The following is a 20,623-nucleotide window of genomic DNA, read 5'->3' as shown; positions in this document are numbered from 1 at the left end:
TGACCACGCATTTTGCAGTTTTATTACCATCTTCGGATGTAACAGTGATATTTGCAGTGCCTTCGGCAACACCACGCACAGTGACCACATTCACGAGCTGGGTAACTGTTGCAAAGTTCGGCTTATCGCTTACGGCAGTGTAGTTTTTGTTCGTCGCATCGGTTGGGGTAAATTTGACGGTAAATGTCTTGGTTTCACCCACCTTTACAGACAGAGTAGCTGGCTCGACGGCGACATTTTCAACAACGATTTCTTCTTGTAGCCATTCAACCGTTTCTGCATCGGCAACTTTTAGCTCACCCGAATAAGTGGAAATTTCTTTTGTTGGAAACTCCATAGACCATGATGTAAACAACATATAGCCCTGAACAACGTCAGAACCATCACCCTTCATATCAAGTTGAATCCAATAATCTGGTTGGCGACCAGCTTTGATTTCATCAAGAATTTCTTTTGCAATATCGAAAGCAGAAGTAGAGCCAGTTACGCCAGCTTTCTTCAATTCCCCATCAAAACTAATGGTGAAGTCAGCACCAGTAACAATTGATTCTGTTAACCCTTTGATATCATCAGCATTAGACGTTACCGTCTCCATACCAAAATCAAATGACTTGCTTGTTAATGCACCTAAGCGTAAGAACTGATCTTGTGCTGGTACTTGGTCAGGGCATCCTTTTGCAATACGGATAATTCCCGCATTACCCATCACCAACCCTTTTTTGTCAGGACATTGTGACATGTTATAACCTCTTTATTTGCAAATAAAAAAGGCCGCATAAGCGACCTGTTGATATGTGTTTAATTTAAGATGTACATCGGAAAGAAAGCTTGAGGATAAACCGACCTTCTTCTGTCGGTATGGGTCTTGGTAGACCGCCTAAGTTGTAGATTGAATTGAGTTCGCAATCATCAGGGAATTCAGCAACAAAGTTTAGAATTTCATTAGCTCTTATCAGTGCAGGTTCAGGATCATACTGCGCAGATACTAGAACAAGCGTCACGAAATCATCAGCACCCAAATCAGCAAATCGTCCGCTACCATCATCAGGCTGAATAACAGCATATTGCTGAGTCTTTTCGTCTGGTTGCTCATTCCACGTCAGATATTGAACGATGAAACCATCGAGTAAATTACCTCTGTTTAAGTAGCGCTCAAACTTCTCGTGTATCATATTTGAAGCTCCCGTCTCACCGCGTCATCAATAGCCTTGCGTTCATCTTCAAAACCACGAGATAAGAACTCTTTACGAGCACTTGAACGCCTAAAGTTTTGCTTAATTCTTGGATCATGAACATAAACCGCGTAGTTTGCTGTATATCCGACGCGACCGGTTACTCTAGTGCCATTAACTGTGACTTCCCTGAATTGGGAGTTGATAAGTGTTGATGTATCAATAGGTGTGTATATAGCCGCCTGAGCACTACCAATCAACAAAGCTGACTGAATAGCTCTCATCACTTTCTTACCTTGTATGTCACCAACAAGTGCTCTAAGGTTTGCGTCAGCCTGAGAAATACCCCTTACTTTTGCGCCCATATCACACCGCCGTTATCAGAGTGTAGTCATCTGCAATATGCTCAAATAGGTCTTCATCGCGTTTGATGAATTTTATTTCATCAGCACCGACAGATAACGGATCGCCTGAGTGCCTACCAATAGCGATAAAGTCACCTTTTTTAGCATCAGCATACTCAGTCCAGAAAACCAACTTAATGGTGATTTCAGAGCCAACATCCAACTTTCCAGATTTAAGTTCGCTACCATAACCACAAAGAAAATGAACCGGCTCTGAGAATGTGGCTTTGCCGTATTTATCTTTTCCGTTTGGTCGCCATAAGGTAGCCCACGAGGTGTAAGCCCAATTCGCAACTGAACTCATTACGCCCCCCTACACATACAGCCACCTTTCGCTATCCACAAACCAGCATGAGCAGTTTGAGTTGGATCGGCTGGTATTAACCCATTAGCACAACCGTGCTTATCTAAACCACTCAGTAGTGACGCAGCCGCTTTCCATCTATCACCAAACGATTGATATCGAAATGAGCGTGACGCGCCGTTAGGTGCTGTTTGTGAACTGATATACTTATCACCTTGACCAAGCGCCATGAGTGAAAGCAGATACATCTGGATTAATAGTGCGGTTGCTGATGGATAGTGTTTATCAAGACACTCTTGAATACTGCCTACCTGCTCAATAAGTGCATCAAGAATAAAATCAGGTAATTCTATTCCCTGCCCTGTCAGGTACTCTTTGGCTTGCTCTTTTGTGATCATTATTACCTCACAAAGCAAAGCCCCCTTTCGAGGGCATAAAAAAAACCGCTTTCGCGGCTATTCGTCTTTGTCTTTTTTAGACTTGGCTTTTGGTGTGGCTGGAACCAATTCAGCGGCATCATTAGATAATGCTCTAACATTAGCCTTAAAGGCTGGATGAAGATTTTCTAACTCAACCACCTGACCTTTTTCGACACCATGCCAAGGGATGATAACCTCGTACTTTGTCATTGCAGATCCTTAGCTCAGTTTAGCACCGTAAACCACACCTGACTTTCCGTCACCGTCACGAGTAATTTGCAGACCTGCTGCGCTCATGATTTGGAAGTTATAGTTTTCCTGTGGCATAAAGCGAGGCTTAGGAACAACACCTGTTGCCATACCAACTAACGGTGTCACTACATCTTTACGGCGTTGATAAGCGATAAACTCAGAGCCTTTAAGCGCATAAGTAGGGCGAATTTCTTTCACGCCAGCATACGGTAGTAATGTATCGATAATGCGGCCATTTACCACACTATTGCCAGCACCAGCACCGACAGAAACAACCACAGGCTTGATTAAGTTACCCCATGCTTCGTAGCTCACCCACATAACATCGTAAGCGTCCACTTTGTTGTTGAATGCAGTCTGACCGAACGCACCACCAAAACCAAAGAACGCTAACAATGCAGGCAAATCAGCAGTGGTTAAATCGATATTAGCACCAGAAGCTCCTAAGTCGATTTTCGCTGTGTTGCGGTGATTTTTCAGGCCTTGGCCTTTGTATCCCTCAACACTAATAGATGCATCACCATTTAAGAAGTAGTTAACTACTTTCTTATTGAATTGACGCATTTTTGCAGTTTGAGAATCAAGAACAAGATCAATGCCAACTGTGCTTAAACCCGCCGCATGACGCCAGTTAACACCAAAGCCAGCGGTAAATACTGGGATTGGGTCACCATCAGAACCATAATCGGTATGATCATGAGAGTATGGCGCTTGACCATCGATGCTGATTGATACGTCATCAGCAATATCACCAACCACGTTATACAGTTTCGCTGTTTTGCCAATTGGTAACACTGTTTGCAGGCCCATTAAATCATTGACGATTTCCATGCCTGTTTCTTGGTCGCGCAACTGAATAATATTGTTATCTACTTCTTTCCAAAAGTCCTTAGAGAAACCGCCTGACTGGTTTGCCGCTAAAGTCTCACCATCCATAACATTCCGATACTGGTTTATCATCAGGTTATGTTGCGTATTATAGATATTACGTGTAGCCCATAGGCTATCCCACTGACGTTGCAGTCGGCTATTTGTTGCTAAAGTTTCAGCAGTATAAAACATAGTTTTTTCCTTTTAATTACGCAGCAGCCACAGTGCCAACACGAAAGCGAACACGAATGAAATCATCAGCTTTTAGTGTCACTTCATCCTGAGAGTAGCCAATTACTGATTCCGTATCAGCGGATGCAAGAGCACCTTTACCATCAGCACCAAGCTTGATCGGAGAGTCTTTTTTATAATCGCCAGCAGGAACTAATACGGCCAACTCTCGACCTTCTTCTACATACTCACCAACTAGAGAATCACCAACCGGAACGCCATCACGAATAGATAGCCCTTGGTGATATGCTGGATTGGCTACATAAATGCGACCGGATAATGCGGTGGCTTGAGCGAACTCATTGTCTGCGTTAATAACAACAAAAGTGCCCGGCAACGTAACTGCTTTTGCTGCGCGAGTTTCTGTGATTGATTTACCGTCAAGGTTTACACGGCGATAGCGACTAGTAGCCATTATTTAGCACCTCCAAAGTATGCTGCTGGATCTGGTGCGCCAGTTTGCTCTTGCTGTGCGCCTGAGTTGCCGGCCAAACTTGCTGCGTCACCAATTTGTTTATGCATGTCGATCAGTGCTTGACCTTGCAGTGAGTTAGCCACCACTTCACCGTATTTTTCGGCAACTGCTTTGCGCATTTCGGTTTCTTCTGCGCGTTGATTTGCGGTTAAAGTTTCTTTTAACTGATCTTGATTGGCTTGTAACGTATCGATTTTTGACGTGATACCTTCCAATGCTTTTGTTACATTCGCAGCAATTTGATTGCCGATTTCTGAATAAAGCTCTGTTTTTTCTTCTTGAGTTAAAGGCATGTCGCCCTCCGTGCTGTTATTGATTGCAGGGCTTGCCTGCGGTTTACTGAAAGCTGATTTAAGTTTGTTTGTTACAACCTTCACCCACGACTCTTGACGCTCAACTTCTTCGCCTTGCGCATCAAAGGTGATGTTGCCATTTTCATTTGTGTAGGAATGTAGTTTTGCATTACCTCCATCGATAACGATTACTGCATGAGTGTCTGTAAAGTCCGATACCCACACATAACCATCACCAGCAACGAACTGTTTCTTTGCAGCCATTTCAAGTCGATGAGATTTTTCACGATAAGTTTCACCAACCAGAGCGCCGCTGTTAGTTTTAACCTCTGTGGCTTGATCAGCATTAACCATCATGCCAACGCCTTGAGCTGGTGTTGCTGCGCCTGACTCATAAAGCAGAATTGCGTCATGATCCATGCTGTGTATCTTTGCAATCCAGTTATAACCCTGCGCTTTCTGTTCTTCGTTTGCTTCGATCTGCTCAAGAAAAACAGCAACGCTCGTATGAATTGGCTCTGAACTTTCACCACTTTCAATCGCTTCGACGCGCTGAAGAACTTCTTTACCGCCTTCTGACTCTTTAGCCTTATCTACATCTATCCACTTTTCTAAATAGATGCGATTGCCGACCTTGGAAACATTCCTGTTTGCCGCGCCGATATACCCAACATTAAGACCTTCAAAAGAAAGCGCTGATACAAACTGACCATCAAGCGTAGGATGCCCTAATGGCGCAGGAGTGCCTTCTAACTCTCGGTAATGGGCGTCAATCTCACTTGCTGGATATAATCCACCATTCATAATGACGTTTGCTGGTAGCGTGTAACTTGGGATAATAATGTGTTCACGACCGTTGTATGTTTCACGCCGTATAGAGGCGCTATTAACCTTGGTCGTGACATTTACTTGAATTGGCATCAGTTATTCCTCCGCCCATTGATAACCACGTTCTTTCATGGCTTCTTTTTCCTCTAACAGTTTATTGATGAGAGTCTTGTTGTAAGGTTTGCCGTCTTTATCAACAAGAACGGTTACAGTTGAGCATTTACAGTTAATTGAGTTAGCGTCACGAGCCCACCAATCACGTTGTTCATCAGACGTAAACATCTTCCCGTGCCTAGCTGCATGATTAGCTCTCGTCGTTGGGCTTAGTGCAGAGATATGAATTTCGCGAGTTTCAAGGTTAAGCATTTCCTTGGCTTCGTCGGCTTCATCTAATCGCGCCCTACGCAATGCACTTGGTATCTCTGTCCTTGCTATCCGATTAGCTCGACGAGTTTCAATGCCGGATTGATTGGTTAGATTTCTCGCTACTTCACGAGGATTTAAACCCCTCGCGATACTATCTGTAAGAATGCGAGCCATGTCAGCTTTAACCTGACCTGACAACCCTTTCATCTCCTCAAACACACGAGCGCGAACTAGAGCCATTCTTAGTTGATATGGCTCACTCATCAGTATCGTTGCAACACTTTGTTGAGTTGCTGCGTAGACAGTTGATTGCTGTGCTAAGTTTGCATACTGCTGTGCTGTTCCTCTTTCGTATGCTGTGCTCACATACTCAAGGAAAAGAAAGTTACCAAACTCGCCACCATTCAAAAGCACCTCATCAACCATTAGCTCACCATCTCTCAATAGTATTGATAGATAGTTAGGGTCTAAATCGAATTGGTATTTTCTATTGACGACTGGCTCAGAGGGGATTCTATTAAGAAGTTGAATATAGCCTTTTGATATTCTGCGAATGCGTTTCGCAAACTCTCTCATTGCGCCACGTTCTAGTTTATCAACTGATGTTGGATCAGCTTTCGTTCCGGGTCTTATCGCCGTCCTTATCTTCTGTATCTTCATCAGTTTCACCTAATGGCTCTTCACTATCATTTTCATAGCCAGCCGCTTCCCTAATTTCTTCGACACTAAACACCGGCTCACCAGTAGCGAGAGAGGTTTGATTAATTCGACTCATTTTCTCGGAGCTATCCAGTTTTTCAGTAGATGACTGCTCATTTAAATCATCCCAAATAACTGTTTTCTCACCGATAGGCTCTAGTACCTTGATGTTAATTAGGTGGTCGATGAAGTCCTCTATCTCAAATGAGAGTTCGCTTTCTCTGCGTGATTGGCATCGTGCATTGAAATACTTCTGATCTTCGGTGCTGGCTCTTTCGCCAGTCTGCATACCAACCAATATTTTGGATGGAATATCCATTGCGGCTGATGCGGTTTGAAGATTGACGTTATAAGTTGGTGTCGGATCTGATACGGCGGTAACCATAGGACTAACATTTGCGCCCTTCGTAACAAGAACTGAGTCATTACCTGCGTTGATTTCTCTTGCTACTTCATTATAAATTTCCTGCAACCCAGCAATGTCAACGCCATACATTCTTGCCATTTCATCAAGGCTGGCTTCCTTTTCGTAGTTGATATTTAGCTGTCTTGCTGCGTTTTTAAGGAATGACTCACCAGAACCCCCCTCAACCTTTTCAAGACTTACAAAGGCGTTATAGGCAGGCTCAAGAAAGCCGATAGCGTCAACTGAATAATCACCTAGAATGAAAATCCTATCCGGATGAATATTGATATTTCTAGTCCCACCATTTGGTAGCGTCTCCGTGTACTGCCACATACTAGGTTGACCGTAATTAGGAGAATTAATATCCGTTACCCAATCAGTAGGCTTAATTGCATTCGCCCATGCTGGCGTTGCTTTTTTAAGTAGCTTTGATTTCGTGACAGGCTCATGCCACTTTCCACTATCATTGATATGAAGAATTAAACCCGCATAGCGACCAACAAGACGTTTCTGATCTGCTTCTTTGAACGCTTTCCAAATACGTTTATTCACGTACTTTTTAAATGAAGCCTCCCAAGTGGTTTCTTTCTTGTATTTATCTGCTTTATCACCCTCAATCACTTGAGGTGATGTTTTCCAGCAATTACCTACGAGTTTTGTTACCCCACCAAAGGCAATACCACCACGGCGAAATAGCTTATATAAATCCTCAAAGGTTAAATCTTGTTTGAATCCGTATTCACACCAAGCAGATGATCGCTTCGCATCAAGCCCCATGGTTGGATTAACCAAAGCCATACGGGCTCGAGCTATCGCATCACTCACTATGTGATTGACGGCTAGTTTCATGTTTTCTTGCATTATCGCCTCAGTAATCGTTTTGGAACAATCATGCCAATAGCTGAAGGCTCACTTAATTCAGTCAGAGCATAAACAGCAGCGTCAAGCCTATCTGGTGACTTCTTGGCAGTTTGCGGAACGTATTCCATCATCTGGTTTTCTAGCTTAAATAAGTTTCCACTATGGCAAACTCTACCTTGTGCATATAAGGCTGATATCGGCTCAGCGCGGGCAAACTTCCCCTTGCTAGCGTGAATTCTTATCACCCTTCCTTTGAATCCCGCATTAACTAGAGTGTCCTCAGCCATATCGCCACCTTGGTTGGTTTCAATGACTATTGCGTCAGCCTTATGATGTTCATAGGCCCATATCGCTTTCGTCGCCCACCCATTAGGTGAGTATTTGCCACTGTAATCACCGTCAACTGTAAACTGTCGCTTATCTCCGCCGCCGTATGCGCTTGCAACGGCAATACCGGTTTCGTCACTCTCATCTGAGTTTGTGGCTTGCGGGTCAATAGCCACCACGGTTCTAGCTAACTTCTCTATGATGTTCAACTCGCGAGCCGCGCCTATCATTTGTTCACTCCACAGGGCGCCTTCCTCGTTAAATCTTCGAGGTCGTTGCATATACTGCGCTTCAAATGTTCTACGGTGTGACTCTAAAGCTGCTCTGTGTGATTCGTTATGTTTAAACTCCCACAGCCAGCCATCATCAAGTCCATGCTCAATAGGTATAGCGTGCGTATTTTCAGGAAATAACTCTTGATACGACTGCGAGTTATCAATGATTACTGGTAAGTAAAGGTGATGCCATTTCTCACCAGAACCACCGCGTAGTAGATATCCGCTCAAATCGTGGTAATGAATGCGCTGCATGATCACGATCATCGGAGTTGTTTCAATAGCTAGTCGTGATTTGATTGTTTCGTTAAATCGATTATTTACACCATCACGAACGGTCTCGCTGTACGCATCATCTGGTTTAACTGGGTCATCTATGATCAACGCACCTTGCCAGCCAGACTCCATATGACCAGCTCGAAAACCTGTTACCTGCCCTGCTGCTGATGAGGCATAAACACCGCCGCCAAAATCATTCCACCACATAGCCTTACTGTCAGCGTCATCGCGCAAAGTCATTGGCCACATAGATTGAAATGCTTGCGACTTAACCATGCTGCGAGTTGTCGATGAGTTGAGTAATGCTAGGTTGTGAGAGTAGGATAGATGCATGAAACGAGCGCGATTATTTATCGCCATGCCTCGCCCCATCATGTTAATAGTTGCGAGCTCTGTTTTTGTGTAACCAGGAGGAACATTAATAATTAGCCTCGTAATCTCTCCATTAATAACTCTATCCAGCGCGTTCTGTATTGCGTAGTGATGAGGTGCAACTATCATCTTCCCGCCAGTGCGTTGTTTGAAGAAGTATCGAGAGAAGTACAGCCCGCTTTCTTCACACTCTAGCTTACGTGCAAAGTTTCTTTGCTCAACAGTCGTCCTCATTTAGCATCTCCTGTCGAGCGTTCTTATATTCATCTTTGGTTAAGGCTAACGCTTCTATTGGCCCACCATTTTTACCAGTGAGCTCTGTTTTCTTTGGAGCCTCCCAGCCCTGCATATCAGCTAATTGTTTAATCGCCGCTTTAGGATCATGAAGCTTTAGTTTGATACCGTCTTTACTTGCTGTGAGTTCAGATATTGCTGCTAGTGCTTTTGGGTCTTGTAATGCGGAGTCTTTAAATCTCCACACAGATTGAATAACAGGCTTGCCATCGTCATCCGTTCCCATCTTATGCTCGCTGAATTCAACCATTTCTGATACTGAGCTACGTCCGATAGAGGAAAGTCTCTCTAGCGCTTCCTCACGGCTCATAATTGCGTTAGAAATGGCTACCTCATTCATTGCATCTAAGAACGATTTAACGTTAGGATTTGTTAGGATTTCACTTGCACATGAACGCGCCGTTTCTTCTGTCTTTGCCTTATAGCCAGCTTGCTTGTAAGCATCTGTTTGATTGAGTCCTTTCAAGATGCCTAACACGAATTTCTGTTGTAACTTTGTTAGGCCATCAAAAAGAACTTTCTGCTCATCTGTGAGCGTTGGTTTATTTTGAGCCATACCCTTTCCTTTAATATTTACTGTTCAACCACTGGCACATATTTAATATCACTAATCTCATCGGGTGATATGTATACCCATGAGCCATCGAGTGATGCGATACCGATTAAACCGTTCGTCACACGAGGCTCTTTAGTGGTCATCATGCCTTCGTATGTGGTGCCGTCTTTCTTAGTTGCTATTACGTGATATTTATTCACTACTCAACTCCACTTCTTGGCCTTCAAACACAATTTCTTTCTTAAAACAGAGCTTCATTAGCCAACTGCTGTGAATTAAAGCGCCGATAATAAACAATGGATACATGTAACGGCGCAGTGTCATTTTGTAATGCAGTGTTCCTGTTTTCATATTCCACCCAATAAAAAAGGCCTATTCATCTACAAATAATAATTTGGGTTGAGTCAGTGAGAGTATTTGCTCATATTCCAATTGCAGTGCTTTCTTCTCTTTCTTCCGTTTATTCATTAACTGACTACCTAGTCGACCTTTTAATTCTGACTTTGCCGCTTTTAATGCATGACGATGCTGAGCCTCTTCACCTAAAACTTTCCAGCGATTAATTTGCTCTGCCATCCAGTTAAATGCTTCGATGTATCTAACCTTAATTAAGGTAGCCATTTTCCCCGTAAACCCCATAACAACCAAAATGTAACCATCTTTTGTTAATTTAAACATTGGCTGTACATCGCCATTTTTATCAATAAAATCAGTCTCCTCAAAATTGAGGCGGGCAAAATCATCAGGACACTCATCTCTGACCTGTCTAATTTTCCGTAAAACGTTGTCATGTCGCTTGCCGAAATAATCAGCAATCTTTTTACTTGTTGTTAATACTTGCCCATCAGATGCCATAACCATCTTTTGGAAATTAAATTCAGGGATAACGATTGTATTATTCATAGCGTATTACCTTCATTTGAAATGAACCCTCGTTCACATAGAAAATCAGCCCGTCGAAGCTCGCCAGCTATAACTGACTTCCTCGAAGGCTCATATCAAAGTGATCGGATTCGACGTTTTTGAATTGCTCTGTGAATGAGCGATAAAATGCGTAGAGTTCGCAGCTTAGCGATACACTGCTAAGCCACTTCTAGTCTGTTCCTAGCAGTCAAGATATTTGGATCACCTCTTTATCGGTTTAACAAATTATCTAACCTTGTCGGGGTTATTCTTTGTCGCGGATAGCTTTGTGCCTCTCGCACTCATTGTCGTATTCACAGCACTCAGTAAATCCGCCTTCAATCTTTTTATACCACCAGTGCTCGCCAGCATGATTGGCGCAGTGCTTGTCGGCTGCGAAACCAAAGTGTTTATCTTTTTCCGACATAGTATTTCTCCATTAAAAAGCCCCGCTATTTAGCGAGGCGTTATTACTTTATCTGACCTGTGAGCTTTATCGCCCAATAGTCATATGGGGTCAGGCTGTGTATGGCATCCGCCAAATCAAGTAACCAGTCAGGCCACCAGTTCCGGACAGCTACACGACACTCCCCCTTAGGGTCACCAACATAGATTGGCACAACCCCCATAAACAGGCCGTAGTGGTCATAATCCTGTTTTATCTGTTCTTTTGTCAGACGGTTGAATATCGCCATTATCGTAAACACTCCGTTCTGATATAGTCCTGCAGATACAGGGTTTGCTTTTCGTTCTCAGTCATCATTTCTCTGAGACGCCAATAATCCTGTTCAGTTGCTTCACTAAGTCGTGGGGCGGCTTCATTGCTTCCGCTTTCGGTGGTATCGGTTCCGGCCTTTGGACACTCGGCTTTGACGTACACCCGCTTAGAACCAGAGCTAACAGCATCACGAAGAGTGTTGATTTCATTCTTTGCACTGGCTAACTCCTGAGTGTATTTAATATCGAGTTGATTTAGTCGAGTGATACGGGCTTGATAGTCTTTGTTGATTTCGACTTGTTGTGAGAGTTGCACGGTGAGTGATTGGTTTGATTCTTTCAGTTCATCAATTTTCCCTGCCTGCCATCGAACTGTGATAAACAACAGCGTCATCATCACAGCACAGGCAATTAGCAACTTCTTACTCATAACAACAACCAGGCATCTTCAAAGACTTTTTGTGAATACGGTTGATAACCCAACTCAACACCTACAATCGCCGTAGCTAATGCAATAGCAACTGGTCTAGATGAAACGTTAATAGGTTCATTTACACTAACGCCGATATCTTTTGCGGCACGATTAATGTAGCCAGTAGTGTTGTTTTCATTTGGTGGCGCATATCGATTGATAATCGACTCGACAGTGTTTAATTCGTATTTATTTTGGTATGTCTGCAGTAACTTATAGATGGCCCGTATACCGTACTCAGGTGATACAAATTGGCAGAAGCTCGGATCTGTTTGCTGTGCGGATAGTCCTTGCCATTTCGAACCGTGTCGAATGTTGCCTGGATTATTATTGCGCTCACCGCGTGCTGGTCTACTCACTTCTTACCCCCTGTAAACTTATCCCAGAAGAAATCCAATGCTAAAGAGCCAGCGGAACCACATAAGCCAGCCGTAAATAACGTGTAGTAGAATGAGGCGTTAAGCTCTATTGATATAAGACCGCCCATCATTCCAGCAAAGCCAGATACGAACATTTGCATAATTGCTCCTACCCAGCTCCAGCGATAACCGTTACGTTTATTGTCAATAATGTATCTAGCCAATCCGCCGTATAGGGAGATAGCGAATATGACACCCCATGCGGTGGCACTGAATTTGTCTTTCTCGTCCATTCGTGTCATACCGCCTCCTTTCTGGAGGAATTAGTTAATAGAACGCCGACTCACAGCTCTTGTGTGAACGTGAGGTGTTGTGATTGATTCTATGGTCGGCATATACGAAAAAAGACCGCCTAAGCGATCTTCTGAATGTGAACTATCCGGAAATTCCGGAGAGTTGAACTTGTAAGTAATCCTTACAGGTTGCAGATAGCAAAAAACCCCGCCGAAGCGAGGTCTTGAATTCTTTTAACGTTAACGAAATGGCAATAACCCATCGTTAGAACGATATTTACACAGAAAGGTGCAAAAGTCAATTCATTCGTTAGAAGTATTCGTTTTTAATTTGTTACCTTTTTTAGTATGTAATCTGCGTTACTTTCTCCTTTTTCACACTCAACCGCCAATGACTCATAAAATTTACTAACTGAACGCTTCCATTGATCAATCGTAATCCCTAAATGAGACACAGCCTGAAAAGCCTTTGATGCAGGTATTCGCTCGTAACCACGACCAGAACAACGCTTACAAGGCATACTGACAGCTTCACCAGTTAACCTTAGCGTTTCCTTGTCTATTGCCATGCCACGCCCTTTGCAGTCATTGCACGCACAAGAAACATAACCTTTACCATTACACTTATCACAAGCGCATGACTCGGTGTCATTAATAATGCTAACTTCTTTACCAAAGACTTTTTTAACCTTAATCGCCCTTACCTTAAAACCTGATCCATTGCACTTTACGCACTCAGTAACACTTGATGCTGATCTGCAATAATCTGCATAAGCGAATTTTGCGAGTATTTGCATTACCTTTCGCTTAACATTCATATCGAGCTTGCGTAAGGCTGGAACCTTGTCGCAATGATTCAATGCATGCCGAGTTAAAAGTTGTATCGCTTTGTCTCTGTCATTTCGGCTTATTCCCATCTTCCCCAAGAATGCTGAATAGCCGAATGACTCTTTACTCTGACACATACCAAAAGCGCCCATAACATCAGTACCGGTTAATCTATCTGGCGATGTTGAGCTAGGCGCATCTGATATTGATGTTGTTTTGGCGAAGTGATATTTAACAGCGCTTTCTAGGTTCATCTCGCCTCCGGTAATACTGTGTGATAATCATCATTAGCCGTTGTATATAAAACCCTAACGCCATCCATTAATCCGCTAACCACTTCCATATAGTCCATAACCTGCATTACACAGAAGTTAACTCGACCGCCTGATCTGGATTTTAAATATCTTGCTTCTTCAATAGCTGCGATTAAGTCAGTAAACATTAAGCCACCTCCGAATATTGATCCTTTCGCCTTTTCTCATACCAACGGGCCCTACGAGTGAATATTGATTTCATTCGCTTGAGATATTCGATGTCGAATTTACGGACCGTGTTATCGTGCTCTAAACGAGTTACTCGCTCTTCGCCGATTTTATTGATGAGATTAATGCGATATGGAATGAGATTTCCTGACAGGTCCCTATTGCAGTGAACACAGCCAGCGTGAATATTGAGTAAATTAAATCTTAAATGACTTGCCGAACCCCTTGACCTGTAATGACTGGCATCTACGGACCCACCTCTTACTCCATAATTTAAGGGCCAACCGCAAGCAATACATGGCTGACCATAGTCTCGCCAAAAGATGTATTTATTTACTGCCGCTTGGGCCTCTTTGTTCCAGTCTGATTTTGTCTTTAACTTTTCCTTTCGGATCCGCAATATTTTTCTTTCCTCAGATAAACGTTTTTTACGGTCCTTTTCTTCGGTCCGTCTAATTTCATTTGAGGCGAATTTTATTGCGCAGGATGTGGAACAAACTTTTTGGGTAGATAGGTAGGGAGTGAATTCTTTGTTGCAGACTTTACAGGTTTTGAGCTTCGACTTTTTAGCCTTAGCCACTCTTTTCCTCCTTGATTTTATCCATCACTTCCAAATGAGCGTATTCATCAGCACACTGAGCACACACATAAACCTCATCATCTGTTAGCTGTCTATTGCATGATTGGCAGTTCATTTTCCAGTCTCCACTTCTTCAACGAGTCGACTCATATACCAGCGAGCCTTTTTTAAATCTTCGACTGGATTAATTTTCTTTTCGTATCGCCAGACGTACTTTTGAATATTGCCTTTGAGATAGCCTAGAAACGCCTCTCTGGTCATACTGGCTTTAATGGCATCAATGCACTCAATGTCACCTGATGCATAGTGTGGTGGGTTATTTACGTTGTCTGTCATTGCTCTTGTTGCTCCTTGAGTTTCATGTATTTAATTTTTAAAACAAAAAACCCACTATTAAGTGGGCTTTTTATCTAAATCTAATTTATAGAGGGATTTATCTATACTTCAACGTCAAACGGCTCATTGTTCTTTGCCTTCGTCAAGAGCTGCAAAGCCTCTCGCGAGTACTTATGCACCGTTCCTTTTTTACCTGTCGTTACAAGTTGATGGTATTGGTTGTTTGTAGCTTTAATATCAATACCTGAAACTTCTTTTATTTTTTGTAGTAATTGTTGGACATAATTCCAGCTGCTATAACCCATCTGGGATGCCAAATCACTAATGACATAACAATAGTTTGCTGAGAAAGCGTCATATGAATCACCGTCTGTAATGCCGTATAATTTTTCTAATTCCCCATTTTCACACGCAAGAGAGGTCAGCCTCGAATAATCAAGTTGGGCTATATGCTTTGGTATATCACTATTTACTAGCTTGTAATTACGCGCTAAAAGCGCCCTTAACACTTTAGGGCTAACATTCTTCATTGATGGTTGAGCTGCGAATGCCTTGTAGACCCATGTAAAATCATTTGCCACTATATATTTAATTCTTACGTTTTTGTTGTTTTCCGTTGTTATGTTTATTTCAGTTAATGGGTATGATTTATCTGTTATTTGCTCATCTCGCTTGAGCATGTATATGTTAGGAATTATTGTTTCATTATCAGATATAATTTCATCTATATCAGAGATTATACTTTTAATGTTGTCATCCTCAGCACTGTAGCCTATGAATAACAATGGGTGTTCAGCAAAAAATGTAAGTAGTTTTGCACTTAAGTATTTTTTCTTTTTAGAGAAATCGTCATAATCTTCCCTGTCAAACACCAAAGAACTTGGTTTTTCGCAAGATCCATGTATTTTAAATATTTCACCAATACTATCGTAACTGGTTTTTAATACCTCTTGACCAATTATATCTTGATATTCAGGGAAAATTTCATTTATCACATTGTCGTAATTTGTAGTAATTATTGAATGCGGGCAGATTTCTTGTAGCGACTCGATCTCTCTTGCGCATTGTTCGGACTTAATTATTTTTAACTCCTTACAATATTGAGAGATAATATATTTAACATAAATACTGGCTTTGTAGCTCTCGTCAAACAATTGCTTCGGGAAATGTACATTACCATCCCCCCATGCCCAACTCGCGTATTTATCACTCAAAATACTACCAATATCAATTAAGGACTCATTCCTTTGTTTATAGAATGCAAATTGCTTATCAACTTCAGGGCATTCTGATATTAACTTTTTGATTAGACTAGGCCAATCTAACCCATCAGCATATCTACGACTAAATCCAGACCCTACAAACAATATTGGCTGACATTCCAGCGTTTCTATACACGTTTTAATATCATCAGTAATATCTTCTTGGTACTGTTTATAATCTCTATTCATGGCACTATCCATTGATAATGTATACATTGCTATTATCCTTACTTTATTATCGATAAATAGGCAATACTTTTAATAAGTTTGACCATAGTAGTTGTATTCATAACGAGTTGTACGCAGTTTTACGCCACTTTCTACCGCCCAAGCTGTCGAGTATTCAATTAAGCTACTCATTCGCTTCTTCCCCATCTGAGACGTACTCTCGCGTATGTTTAATAGCTCACCTTCAATTCCCCTAATTAACGGTGACTCTTTCGCTCCTGTAGTAACCATCCAGTGGCCAGACACAAAGACATTCTTCCACTGCCATAATTTCAGTGGTTCATTGTTGAGCGCTATTTGCTTTGATACATCTCCACATAGCGCATGAAACATGTCGTTCTGCGGTAGTGTTCGGCTGGATTCTGAGATTTTTACTTCTAGGGGAAATTCTTCGTTAAGGGGTAAATTATCTAGTGCGGCTTTAAGGTTTTTTAGTATCTGGGTATTCCTGAGTAGGAATGTTTGCTTCTGCATTATTCCTCCTGTACTTAATGTTATATCTCCATAGGGTCATGCCACATCGAGAGCAAAAGAAATATGATCCGTCATTACAGCAGTTTTCTTGCTTTTCGAATTTATGACCAGTGAAAAAACATCTAATCGTCGTGATTGCTGAAATGCTCATGGTTTATCACTCACTGTTATCTCTCCTGTTCCATGCTGCGATTGCTTCCTGTCTACTATCTTTAAATCCCGTCTCTGCTTCGCATGAATTACACTCCGCCTTGTAGTATGCTTTACCGTCAAATTCTTCATACTCATACGTACCGACAAAAATCCGGTCACATCCGCAAAACGGGCATTTCTTGAGTTCGCTCATGTTATTTCCCTGTTTAATCTATCCATTTCAGCAATGTAAACAGCAGCCCGATAAGGATAATTGCAGCAACAATACAGCCGTTAAATGCGATAAATATTGATATAAAATCTTTCCCTTCGCTCATTAGCCCGATGGAAATCGGAACGAATAAAACTAGGTACAGAATTAATAGCGAAATTGCTATTCTCAGTTTTCTGTTCATCATTCACCCTCTGGCATTGGTGGGAGTGGGATGTCTTTGATGTACATCCAGTGACTAGCGCCATGTAAAGCAATGAATGAACAATCATCATCAACGAAAGACCATCTCCACCCGCTAGCTGAATCGTACGATTGCAAGTAGAAAACACTGTTGTAAACTCTGCCGTGGTAAATTAGTAATACTGGCTCGTTAGGTTTCGGTAGTTCACTTTTTATCTTAACCCAATTAGTTCCCTGCATTAGATGCCTCCTGTTAGAATTGTTTTCCGCCCTTCTTGATGCGGTTTTCACGCTGATGATCTGCTCGATGCTTGTTGTATTCGAGCTTTTCAGCAATAGCCCCTTCAATGTCATAACCAAAGGCTCCGGCATAATCCAAAATACGAATAACTGCATCAGCAAGTTCAACCTCTGCCATTTTTCTATGTGGCAAATGGTCATCCATTAAGTCTTTGCGCTCACCCTCCATCGCCTCACTGATTTCTGAGTGAATAAGGCAAAGTAATGTCCCTTTTTCGCGTGGATTATCCCACCATCCTGCAGATTTATTTTGTTGATGGATTTGTTGCTGTAATTGTTTAATGTTCATCTAAAAATCCTCATGTTTATCACACTGACACCCACTGTTATCAATACCCCAAGGGAATAAAGTGTCTAACTCAGTAAACCAACTTTTACATTTGTCACAGTAAAACACTTCCCACGGCATTCCGTACTCAAGAAGCCATCCAGTAACTTGTGGGGTGATTTGTATTGGTGGGATGCAAGAAACATCGAAGTTTTTAATTTCCAGTTCTCGCTGCAGTGATTCAATTTCTAATCGTAGGTTTGATATTTTTTGTCTTGAGATAACTCTGTCTGTTTTCAGCTCTCTGTTTTCCTCTGTGAGCCGTTTACATTTTTCAAATAAACTTTCTGTGTTCATTCATCTAAAAATCCTCTTGCATGTTAACACTCAATTTCTTCATCTACGTAGTCGCTGTTTATATTGCTCAATACCGCCTGATCTAAACCACCGCGAGCGTTAGTGAAGTAATATGTTTTTTCTGCACCTGGTGCGTGTCGTGATTTTGTGCAAATAACCTCAGTGATACCCTTCAGATTGGTGTCGGGATGATATTTTTCATCACGATAAATCATGAAGATAACGTCAGCCTCTTGCTCAATAACGCCAGACTCTCTCAAATCAGCATTAACGGGGCGTTTGTTTGTTCGTTGCTCCAAGTTACGGTTTAACTGTGCCAGTGCGACTACGGGGCACTTAAGCTCTTTCGCGAGGTTTTTTAGTCCTGTTGCAATCTCACCTACTGACTGATTCATATTTTCAGGATTGGTCATTTTCATTTTCTGCAAGTAGTCAACGATAATGACACCTAAACCACCCGTTTTTTTGTGCATCTTTCTAGCGTCAGCACGTATTTCATGAATGCTCATTGATGGTCGGTCATTGATATAAATCGGTGATTCCTGAATGTCAGCAAGCGCATGAGATAACTTAGCCCAAGCCTCATCCATGTTGATTTTCGATTTATCATCACCGAGTAAGTCTTGCTTGTTAACCCCCGCGTGATGAAATGAAATGCGTTCTGATATCTGCCACGAGGGCATTTCAAGGCTATAAAAAACAACGGGTTTCTTTTGCTTCAATCCGATTGCTTTTGAAATTGCTGTACTGAACATGGTTTTACCCATACCCGGACGGCCACCAACAACAATCAAATCGGTGTTATTAAATCCACCAAATGCCTTATCGATATCAGGTAAGCCAAACTGAGTTTTATATTTCCAGATATCACCGTTGATCATCGACTCGAGAATATTTATCGACTCATTCACACCGTCCATGATGTGCTGTGTTTCAACAACGCTACCTGTGTCCATTGATGAGATTGAGGATTGTACCTCACCAACAACATCAACAAGGTTGCTAACGTTTGATGAGCTAATCTTCGCAATACCTTCATTGAGAACAGCAAGCGTTTTTCGTGCCGTGGTTAGATCCTTAACCTTCTGAACATAACCGGGTAACATTTGAATGCTTGATGTATTTTTAGTGCATTCAGCAAGATAGCCGAACCCGCCAGTAATATCTGAATTACCTTGCTGTTCAATTTCTCCATTCAGTAAAACCAAATCAACCTTAGAGCCATTTCTAACAAGGCTTTGCATGGCTTTAAATATGGCTTTGTGAGCCGATGATGTGAAATCGTCAGCAACTAAACTTTCAATCGCTGAGATAGCAATTTCTTCTGTTTCAGATGTGGCAATCAGTATTCCGCCAATGACAGCCTGCTCTGAGTAATAATCCGTGAATTTATTTTCCATTAAACAATCCCTTTTTTCCGTTCGGTATATTCGCGCTTGGCTTGTTCGTAGGTTTGCGACCATCTTGTCGGTGTTAAGATCCAGTCAAGAGTTAACCACCCCTTGTCTTGCACACCAGTGAATAAACTTGATTGCGATATCAGCTTGAAGCAGGTGTCCATGTGTTTTACTTCACGCCATTGCCCTTTGTTAGTTTTGCCATTCCAGACAGCCTCCAAATCTTTGTAAGCAGGTCTGCGTGATGTCCACTCATGAAAATCAATGGCTCTTTCAGGAACGTATTTGTTCCAGATTTTAATTAATTCTTCATGAGGACAATCGACAGGATTGATACCGTCTCGGTTTTTCCACTTGAGAGCGTCTGAAAGGTAGCCATCGAAGCGAGTCATTCGACACAAGTTCTGAGGTTTTAAGTCCTTCCCTTTAGTCCAAGTCTTAACAGCCCACTCCATCACAAGTTTAATTTCATCAGCTGTGTAGCATTCGCCTTTAGCTTTGATGGTATTAAGCGCTTTTAGGATGGGTTCCGTAGATTGAAATTTAGAATTGGTTAGCTGATTAAAATAATCGAGAATTTCTAGAGCGATATCTTCCCCAATGGGGGTAAGGGGGATCTTTTCTTTCTTTTCTTTTGTAATAGTTTCTTTTGTGTGTCCCTGTTTTGGTGACAGCGCTGTCACGCTTTTGGTGACACTTTTTGTCCCTGTTTTGGTGACAATGACACCGTTTTGGTGACAGTCAGGAATATCCCACTCAGTTAGGTTTTTATTGGGCCCTATCGCCATACCAACTTTCACTATAACTTTCATAGCGATAAGCTCATTTTTTGCCTTGTTAACTTTCTGTCTTGGTAGTCTAGTTAACTCCGCCAACTGACTGTCTGATATGCGGTCTGTTTTCTTATTAAACCCATAAGTTTTCCTGCAAATAGCATGAGCAACTTTTGCCTGATTCTTTGTTAGGTTTGCGCCAATTAATTCTTCGTAAAGTTCATTGGCTAGTTTTGTGTAACCATCCTCGACTCTAGCCACTCTTTCCTCCAAGTTGATAACCTGAGGCCTCAACTGAACGACATTGTTCTCTGCCAAGCTAGCCATTAAGCACCTTCCTTTTGAAAACACTCAAAATTTCATT

General features: G+C 42.0%; 33 protein-coding genes. All 33 read right to left on the bottom strand.

All coding sequences use genetic code 11. The annotated features are described in order from the left end of the window. Positions 1 to 739 (bottom strand): Ig-like domain-containing protein (locus tag HMPREF3129_RS10085; RefSeq protein WP_070487017.1); only part of this gene is annotated, 739 nt, incomplete at its 3' end. Between the two features lie 64 nt (positions 740 to 803). After that, complete coding sequence (locus tag HMPREF3129_RS10080; RefSeq protein WP_070487015.1) at positions 804 to 1,172, bottom strand: phage tail termination protein; 369 nt, start codon at positions 1,170 to 1,172, stop codon at positions 804 to 806. After that, a complete protein-coding gene (locus HMPREF3129_RS10075; protein WP_070487013.1) occupies positions 1,169 to 1,537 on the bottom strand; it encodes a hypothetical protein in 369 nt (122 codons plus the stop codon). The genes HMPREF3129_RS10080 and HMPREF3129_RS10075 overlap by 4 nt, the downstream gene beginning before the upstream one ends. Position 1,538: 1 nt before the next feature. Further along, complete coding sequence (locus tag HMPREF3129_RS10070) at positions 1,539 to 1,880, bottom strand: hypothetical protein (protein WP_036905483.1); 342 nt, start codon at positions 1,878 to 1,880, stop codon at positions 1,539 to 1,541. Further along, entirely contained in the window at positions 1,880 to 2,278 is a 399-nt protein-coding gene (locus HMPREF3129_RS10065) for a DUF7370 family protein (RefSeq protein ID WP_070487011.1), read from the bottom strand. Before HMPREF3129_RS10065 ends, HMPREF3129_RS10070 begins: the two co-directional genes overlap by 1 nt. Positions 2,279 to 2,335: 57 nt before the next feature. After that, positions 2,336 to 2,509: a hypothetical protein gene (locus HMPREF3129_RS10060; protein WP_004247764.1), complete on the bottom strand. Its 174-nt coding sequence runs from the start codon at positions 2,507 to 2,509 to the stop codon at positions 2,336 to 2,338. A gap of 9 nt (positions 2,510 to 2,518) precedes the next feature. After that, complete coding sequence (locus tag HMPREF3129_RS10055) at positions 2,519 to 3,613, bottom strand: major capsid protein (RefSeq protein WP_004247762.1); 1,095 nt, start codon at positions 3,611 to 3,613, stop codon at positions 2,519 to 2,521. Between the two features lie 16 nt (positions 3,614 to 3,629). Beyond that, positions 3,630 to 4,067 carry a gp53 minor capsid family protein gene (locus HMPREF3129_RS10050; protein WP_070487009.1) on the bottom strand — a complete coding sequence of 146 codons (438 nt, stop codon included), beginning with the start codon at positions 4,065 to 4,067 and terminating at the stop codon, positions 3,630 to 3,632. Beyond that, positions 4,067 to 5,341 carry a hypothetical protein gene (locus HMPREF3129_RS10045; RefSeq protein ID WP_036905475.1) on the bottom strand — a complete coding sequence of 425 codons (1,275 nt, stop codon included), beginning with the start codon at positions 5,339 to 5,341 and terminating at the stop codon, positions 4,067 to 4,069. Before HMPREF3129_RS10045 ends, HMPREF3129_RS10050 begins: the two co-directional genes overlap by 1 nt. A 3-nt stretch (positions 5,342 to 5,344) precedes the next feature. Continuing rightward, positions 5,345 to 6,274, bottom strand: coding sequence for a phage minor head protein (locus HMPREF3129_RS10040; RefSeq protein WP_070487006.1), 930 nt, complete (start codon positions 6,272 to 6,274; stop codon positions 5,345 to 5,347). Further along, complete coding sequence (locus HMPREF3129_RS10035) at positions 6,225 to 7,580, bottom strand: anti-CBASS protein Acb1 family protein (RefSeq protein WP_070487004.1); 1,356 nt, start codon at positions 7,578 to 7,580, stop codon at positions 6,225 to 6,227. Before HMPREF3129_RS10035 ends, HMPREF3129_RS10040 begins: the two co-directional genes overlap by 50 nt. Beyond that, on the bottom strand, positions 7,580 to 9,067 hold the full coding sequence (locus tag HMPREF3129_RS10030; protein WP_070487002.1) for a phage terminase large subunit family protein: 1,488 nt from the start codon (positions 9,065 to 9,067) through the stop codon (positions 7,580 to 7,582). The genes HMPREF3129_RS10035 and HMPREF3129_RS10030 overlap by 1 nt, the downstream gene beginning before the upstream one ends. Next, positions 9,051 to 9,683, bottom strand: a complete 633-nt coding sequence (locus tag HMPREF3129_RS18335; RefSeq protein WP_083297156.1) for a terminase small subunit — start codon at positions 9,681 to 9,683, stop codon at positions 9,051 to 9,053. The genes HMPREF3129_RS10030 and HMPREF3129_RS18335 overlap by 17 nt, the downstream gene beginning before the upstream one ends. A gap of 17 nt (positions 9,684 to 9,700) precedes the next feature. Further along, entirely contained in the window at positions 9,701 to 9,883 is a 183-nt protein-coding gene (locus HMPREF3129_RS10020; RefSeq protein WP_004247755.1) for a hypothetical protein, read from the bottom strand. Continuing rightward, entirely contained in the window at positions 9,876 to 10,034 is a 159-nt protein-coding gene (locus tag HMPREF3129_RS18725) for a hypothetical protein (protein WP_175437869.1), read from the bottom strand. Before HMPREF3129_RS18725 ends, HMPREF3129_RS10020 begins: the two co-directional genes overlap by 8 nt. 21 nt (positions 10,035 to 10,055) lie before the next feature. Then, positions 10,056 to 10,586 carry a Rha family transcriptional regulator gene (locus tag HMPREF3129_RS10015; protein ID WP_070487000.1) on the bottom strand — a complete coding sequence of 177 codons (531 nt, stop codon included), beginning with the start codon at positions 10,584 to 10,586 and terminating at the stop codon, positions 10,056 to 10,058. Between the two features lie 265 nt (positions 10,587 to 10,851). Then, on the bottom strand, positions 10,852 to 11,013 hold the full coding sequence (locus HMPREF3129_RS18720; protein ID WP_175437868.1) for a hypothetical protein: 162 nt from the start codon (positions 11,011 to 11,013) through the stop codon (positions 10,852 to 10,854). Between the two features lie 43 nt (positions 11,014 to 11,056). Then, positions 11,057 to 11,281, bottom strand: a complete 225-nt coding sequence (locus HMPREF3129_RS10010) for a hypothetical protein (protein ID WP_070486998.1) — start codon at positions 11,279 to 11,281, stop codon at positions 11,057 to 11,059. Beyond that, positions 11,281 to 11,733, bottom strand: a complete 453-nt coding sequence (locus tag HMPREF3129_RS10005) for a lysis protein (protein WP_070486996.1) — start codon at positions 11,731 to 11,733, stop codon at positions 11,281 to 11,283. Before HMPREF3129_RS10005 ends, HMPREF3129_RS10010 begins: the two co-directional genes overlap by 1 nt. Beyond that, positions 11,730 to 12,134, bottom strand: coding sequence for a structural protein (locus HMPREF3129_RS10000; protein ID WP_070486994.1), 405 nt, complete (start codon positions 12,132 to 12,134; stop codon positions 11,730 to 11,732). Before HMPREF3129_RS10000 ends, HMPREF3129_RS10005 begins: the two co-directional genes overlap by 4 nt. Next, positions 12,131 to 12,436, bottom strand: coding sequence for a phage holin family protein (locus HMPREF3129_RS09995; RefSeq protein ID WP_049199107.1), 306 nt, complete (start codon positions 12,434 to 12,436; stop codon positions 12,131 to 12,133). The genes HMPREF3129_RS10000 and HMPREF3129_RS09995 overlap by 4 nt, the downstream gene beginning before the upstream one ends. Before the next feature lie 317 nt (positions 12,437 to 12,753). Next, positions 12,754 to 13,509: an antitermination protein Q gene (locus tag HMPREF3129_RS09990; RefSeq protein WP_070486992.1), complete on the bottom strand. Its 756-nt coding sequence runs from the start codon at positions 13,507 to 13,509 to the stop codon at positions 12,754 to 12,756. Beyond that, a complete protein-coding gene (locus HMPREF3129_RS09985; RefSeq protein WP_049199110.1) occupies positions 13,506 to 13,697 on the bottom strand; it encodes a hypothetical protein in 192 nt (63 codons plus the stop codon). The genes HMPREF3129_RS09990 and HMPREF3129_RS09985 overlap by 4 nt, the downstream gene beginning before the upstream one ends. Beyond that, complete coding sequence (locus HMPREF3129_RS09980) at positions 13,697 to 14,317, bottom strand: recombination protein NinG (protein WP_070486990.1); 621 nt, start codon at positions 14,315 to 14,317, stop codon at positions 13,697 to 13,699. Before HMPREF3129_RS09980 ends, HMPREF3129_RS09985 begins: the two co-directional genes overlap by 1 nt. Beyond that, the gene (locus HMPREF3129_RS19085) at positions 14,310 to 14,432 is read right to left on the bottom strand and encodes a protein NinF (RefSeq protein WP_275430391.1); all 123 of its coding nucleotides are present in this window, start codon (positions 14,430 to 14,432) and stop codon (positions 14,310 to 14,312) included. The genes HMPREF3129_RS09980 and HMPREF3129_RS19085 overlap by 8 nt, the downstream gene beginning before the upstream one ends. After that, positions 14,429 to 14,653 (bottom strand): DUF3310 domain-containing protein, encoded by a 225-nt coding sequence (locus HMPREF3129_RS09975; protein WP_070486988.1) that lies wholly within the window; start codon positions 14,651 to 14,653, stop codon positions 14,429 to 14,431. Before HMPREF3129_RS09975 ends, HMPREF3129_RS19085 begins: the two co-directional genes overlap by 4 nt. 101 nt (positions 14,654 to 14,754) lie before the next feature. Further along, a complete protein-coding gene (locus tag HMPREF3129_RS09970; protein ID WP_239505101.1) occupies positions 14,755 to 16,131 on the bottom strand; it encodes an SIR2 family protein in 1,377 nt (458 codons plus the stop codon). Positions 16,132 to 16,173: 42 nt separating this feature from the next. Beyond that, positions 16,174 to 16,617 carry a recombination protein NinB gene (locus HMPREF3129_RS09965; RefSeq protein ID WP_070486985.1) on the bottom strand — a complete coding sequence of 148 codons (444 nt, stop codon included), beginning with the start codon at positions 16,615 to 16,617 and terminating at the stop codon, positions 16,174 to 16,176. Positions 16,618 to 16,774: 157 nt separating this feature from the next. Further along, a complete protein-coding gene (locus HMPREF3129_RS19140; RefSeq protein ID WP_070486983.1) occupies positions 16,775 to 16,963 on the bottom strand; it encodes a Lar family restriction alleviation protein in 189 nt (62 codons plus the stop codon). A gap of 454 nt (positions 16,964 to 17,417) precedes the next feature. Continuing rightward, positions 17,418 to 17,753, bottom strand: a complete 336-nt coding sequence (locus HMPREF3129_RS09945; RefSeq protein ID WP_139142874.1) for a nucleoside triphosphate pyrophosphohydrolase family protein — start codon at positions 17,751 to 17,753, stop codon at positions 17,418 to 17,420. Then, positions 17,754 to 18,089: a hypothetical protein gene (locus tag HMPREF3129_RS09940; protein ID WP_070486977.1), complete on the bottom strand. Its 336-nt coding sequence runs from the start codon at positions 18,087 to 18,089 to the stop codon at positions 17,754 to 17,756. Positions 18,090 to 18,112: 23 nt separating this feature from the next. Further along, on the bottom strand, positions 18,113 to 19,489 hold the full coding sequence (locus tag HMPREF3129_RS09935; protein ID WP_070486974.1) for a replicative DNA helicase: 1,377 nt from the start codon (positions 19,487 to 19,489) through the stop codon (positions 18,113 to 18,115). After that, positions 19,489 to 20,586, bottom strand: a complete 1,098-nt coding sequence (locus HMPREF3129_RS09930) for a replication protein (protein ID WP_070486972.1) — start codon at positions 20,584 to 20,586, stop codon at positions 19,489 to 19,491. Before HMPREF3129_RS09930 ends, HMPREF3129_RS09935 begins: the two co-directional genes overlap by 1 nt. Between the last annotated feature and the right edge of the window lie 37 nt (positions 20,587 to 20,623).

The organism is Proteus sp. HMSC14B05 (assembly GCF_001808035.1).
Lineage (GTDB): Bacteria > Pseudomonadota > Gammaproteobacteria > Enterobacterales > Enterobacteriaceae > Proteus > Proteus mirabilis.
The sequence above is the reverse complement of the archived record's forward strand: the minus strand, read 5'-3'. Positions and strand labels throughout refer to the sequence as shown.

What these genes read in the sequence shown, in the direction of transcription:
- HMPREF3129_RS18725 (WP_175437869.1), bottom strand. Translation starts at nt 10,034, where the DNA reads ATGAAAACAGGAACACTGCATTACAAAATGACACTGCGCCGTTACATG.
- HMPREF3129_RS09970 (WP_239505101.1), bottom strand. Translation starts at nt 16,131, where the DNA reads ATGTATACATTATCAATGGATAGTGCCATGAATAGAGATTATAAACAG.
- HMPREF3129_RS09990 (WP_070486992.1), bottom strand. Translation starts at nt 13,509, where the DNA reads ATGAACCTAGAAAGCGCTGTTAAATATCACTTCGCCAAAACAACATCA.
- HMPREF3129_RS10010 (WP_070486998.1), bottom strand. Translation starts at nt 11,281, where the DNA reads ATGGCGATATTCAACCGTCTGACAAAAGAACAGATAAAACAGGATTAT.
- HMPREF3129_RS10005 (WP_070486996.1), bottom strand. Translation starts at nt 11,733, where the DNA reads ATGAGTAAGAAGTTGCTAATTGCCTGTGCTGTGATGATGACGCTGTTG.
- HMPREF3129_RS09975 (WP_070486988.1), bottom strand. Translation starts at nt 14,653, where the DNA reads ATGACAGACAACGTAAATAACCCACCACACTATGCATCAGGTGACATT.
- HMPREF3129_RS09985 (WP_049199110.1), bottom strand. Translation starts at nt 13,697, where the DNA reads ATGTTTACTGACTTAATCGCAGCTATTGAAGAAGCAAGATATTTAAAA.
- HMPREF3129_RS10080 (WP_070487015.1), bottom strand. Translation starts at nt 1,172, where the DNA reads ATGATACACGAGAAGTTTGAGCGCTACTTAAACAGAGGTAATTTACTC.
- HMPREF3129_RS10045 (WP_036905475.1), bottom strand. Translation starts at nt 5,341, where the DNA reads ATGCCAATTCAAGTAAATGTCACGACCAAGGTTAATAGCGCCTCTATA.
- HMPREF3129_RS10055 (WP_004247762.1), bottom strand. Translation starts at nt 3,613, where the DNA reads ATGTTTTATACTGCTGAAACTTTAGCAACAAATAGCCGACTGCAACGT.
- HMPREF3129_RS10070 (WP_036905483.1), bottom strand. Translation starts at nt 1,880, where the DNA reads ATGAGTTCAGTTGCGAATTGGGCTTACACCTCGTGGGCTACCTTATGG.
- HMPREF3129_RS09995 (WP_049199107.1), bottom strand. Translation starts at nt 12,436, where the DNA reads ATGACACGAATGGACGAGAAAGACAAATTCAGTGCCACCGCATGGGGT.
- HMPREF3129_RS10030 (WP_070487002.1), bottom strand. Translation starts at nt 9,067, where the DNA reads ATGAGGACGACTGTTGAGCAAAGAAACTTTGCACGTAAGCTAGAGTGT.
- HMPREF3129_RS10015 (WP_070487000.1), bottom strand. Translation starts at nt 10,586, where the DNA reads ATGAATAATACAATCGTTATCCCTGAATTTAATTTCCAAAAGATGGTT.
- HMPREF3129_RS10050 (WP_070487009.1), bottom strand. Translation starts at nt 4,067, where the DNA reads ATGGCTACTAGTCGCTATCGCCGTGTAAACCTTGACGGTAAATCAATC.
- HMPREF3129_RS10075 (WP_070487013.1), bottom strand. Translation starts at nt 1,537, where the DNA reads ATGGGCGCAAAAGTAAGGGGTATTTCTCAGGCTGACGCAAACCTTAGA.
- HMPREF3129_RS10060 (WP_004247764.1), bottom strand. Translation starts at nt 2,509, where the DNA reads ATGACAAAGTACGAGGTTATCATCCCTTGGCATGGTGTCGAAAAAGGT.
- HMPREF3129_RS10035 (WP_070487004.1), bottom strand. Translation starts at nt 7,580, where the DNA reads ATGCAAGAAAACATGAAACTAGCCGTCAATCACATAGTGAGTGATGCG.
- HMPREF3129_RS09930 (WP_070486972.1), bottom strand. Translation starts at nt 20,586, where the DNA reads ATGGCTAGCTTGGCAGAGAACAATGTCGTTCAGTTGAGGCCTCAGGTT.
- HMPREF3129_RS18720 (WP_175437868.1), bottom strand. Translation starts at nt 11,013, where the DNA reads ATGTCGGAAAAAGATAAACACTTTGGTTTCGCAGCCGACAAGCACTGC.
- HMPREF3129_RS09965 (WP_070486985.1), bottom strand. Translation starts at nt 16,617, where the DNA reads ATGCAGAAGCAAACATTCCTACTCAGGAATACCCAGATACTAAAAAAC.
- HMPREF3129_RS09935 (WP_070486974.1), bottom strand. Translation starts at nt 19,489, where the DNA reads ATGGAAAATAAATTCACGGATTATTACTCAGAGCAGGCTGTCATTGGC.
- HMPREF3129_RS19140 (WP_070486983.1), bottom strand. Translation starts at nt 16,963, where the DNA reads ATGAGCGAACTCAAGAAATGCCCGTTTTGCGGATGTGACCGGATTTTT.
- HMPREF3129_RS10065 (WP_070487011.1), bottom strand. Translation starts at nt 2,278, where the DNA reads ATGATCACAAAAGAGCAAGCCAAAGAGTACCTGACAGGGCAGGGAATA.
- HMPREF3129_RS09940 (WP_070486977.1), bottom strand. Translation starts at nt 18,089, where the DNA reads ATGAACACAGAAAGTTTATTTGAAAAATGTAAACGGCTCACAGAGGAA.
- HMPREF3129_RS10040 (WP_070487006.1), bottom strand. Translation starts at nt 6,274, where the DNA reads ATGAAGATACAGAAGATAAGGACGGCGATAAGACCCGGAACGAAAGCT.
- HMPREF3129_RS19085 (WP_275430391.1), bottom strand. Translation starts at nt 14,432, where the DNA reads ATGAACTGCCAATCATGCAATAGACAGCTAACAGATGATGAGGTTTAT.
- HMPREF3129_RS18335 (WP_083297156.1), bottom strand. Translation starts at nt 9,683, where the DNA reads ATGGCTCAAAATAAACCAACGCTCACAGATGAGCAGAAAGTTCTTTTT.
- HMPREF3129_RS09945 (WP_139142874.1), bottom strand. Translation starts at nt 17,753, where the DNA reads ATGAACATTAAACAATTACAGCAACAAATCCATCAACAAAATAAATCT.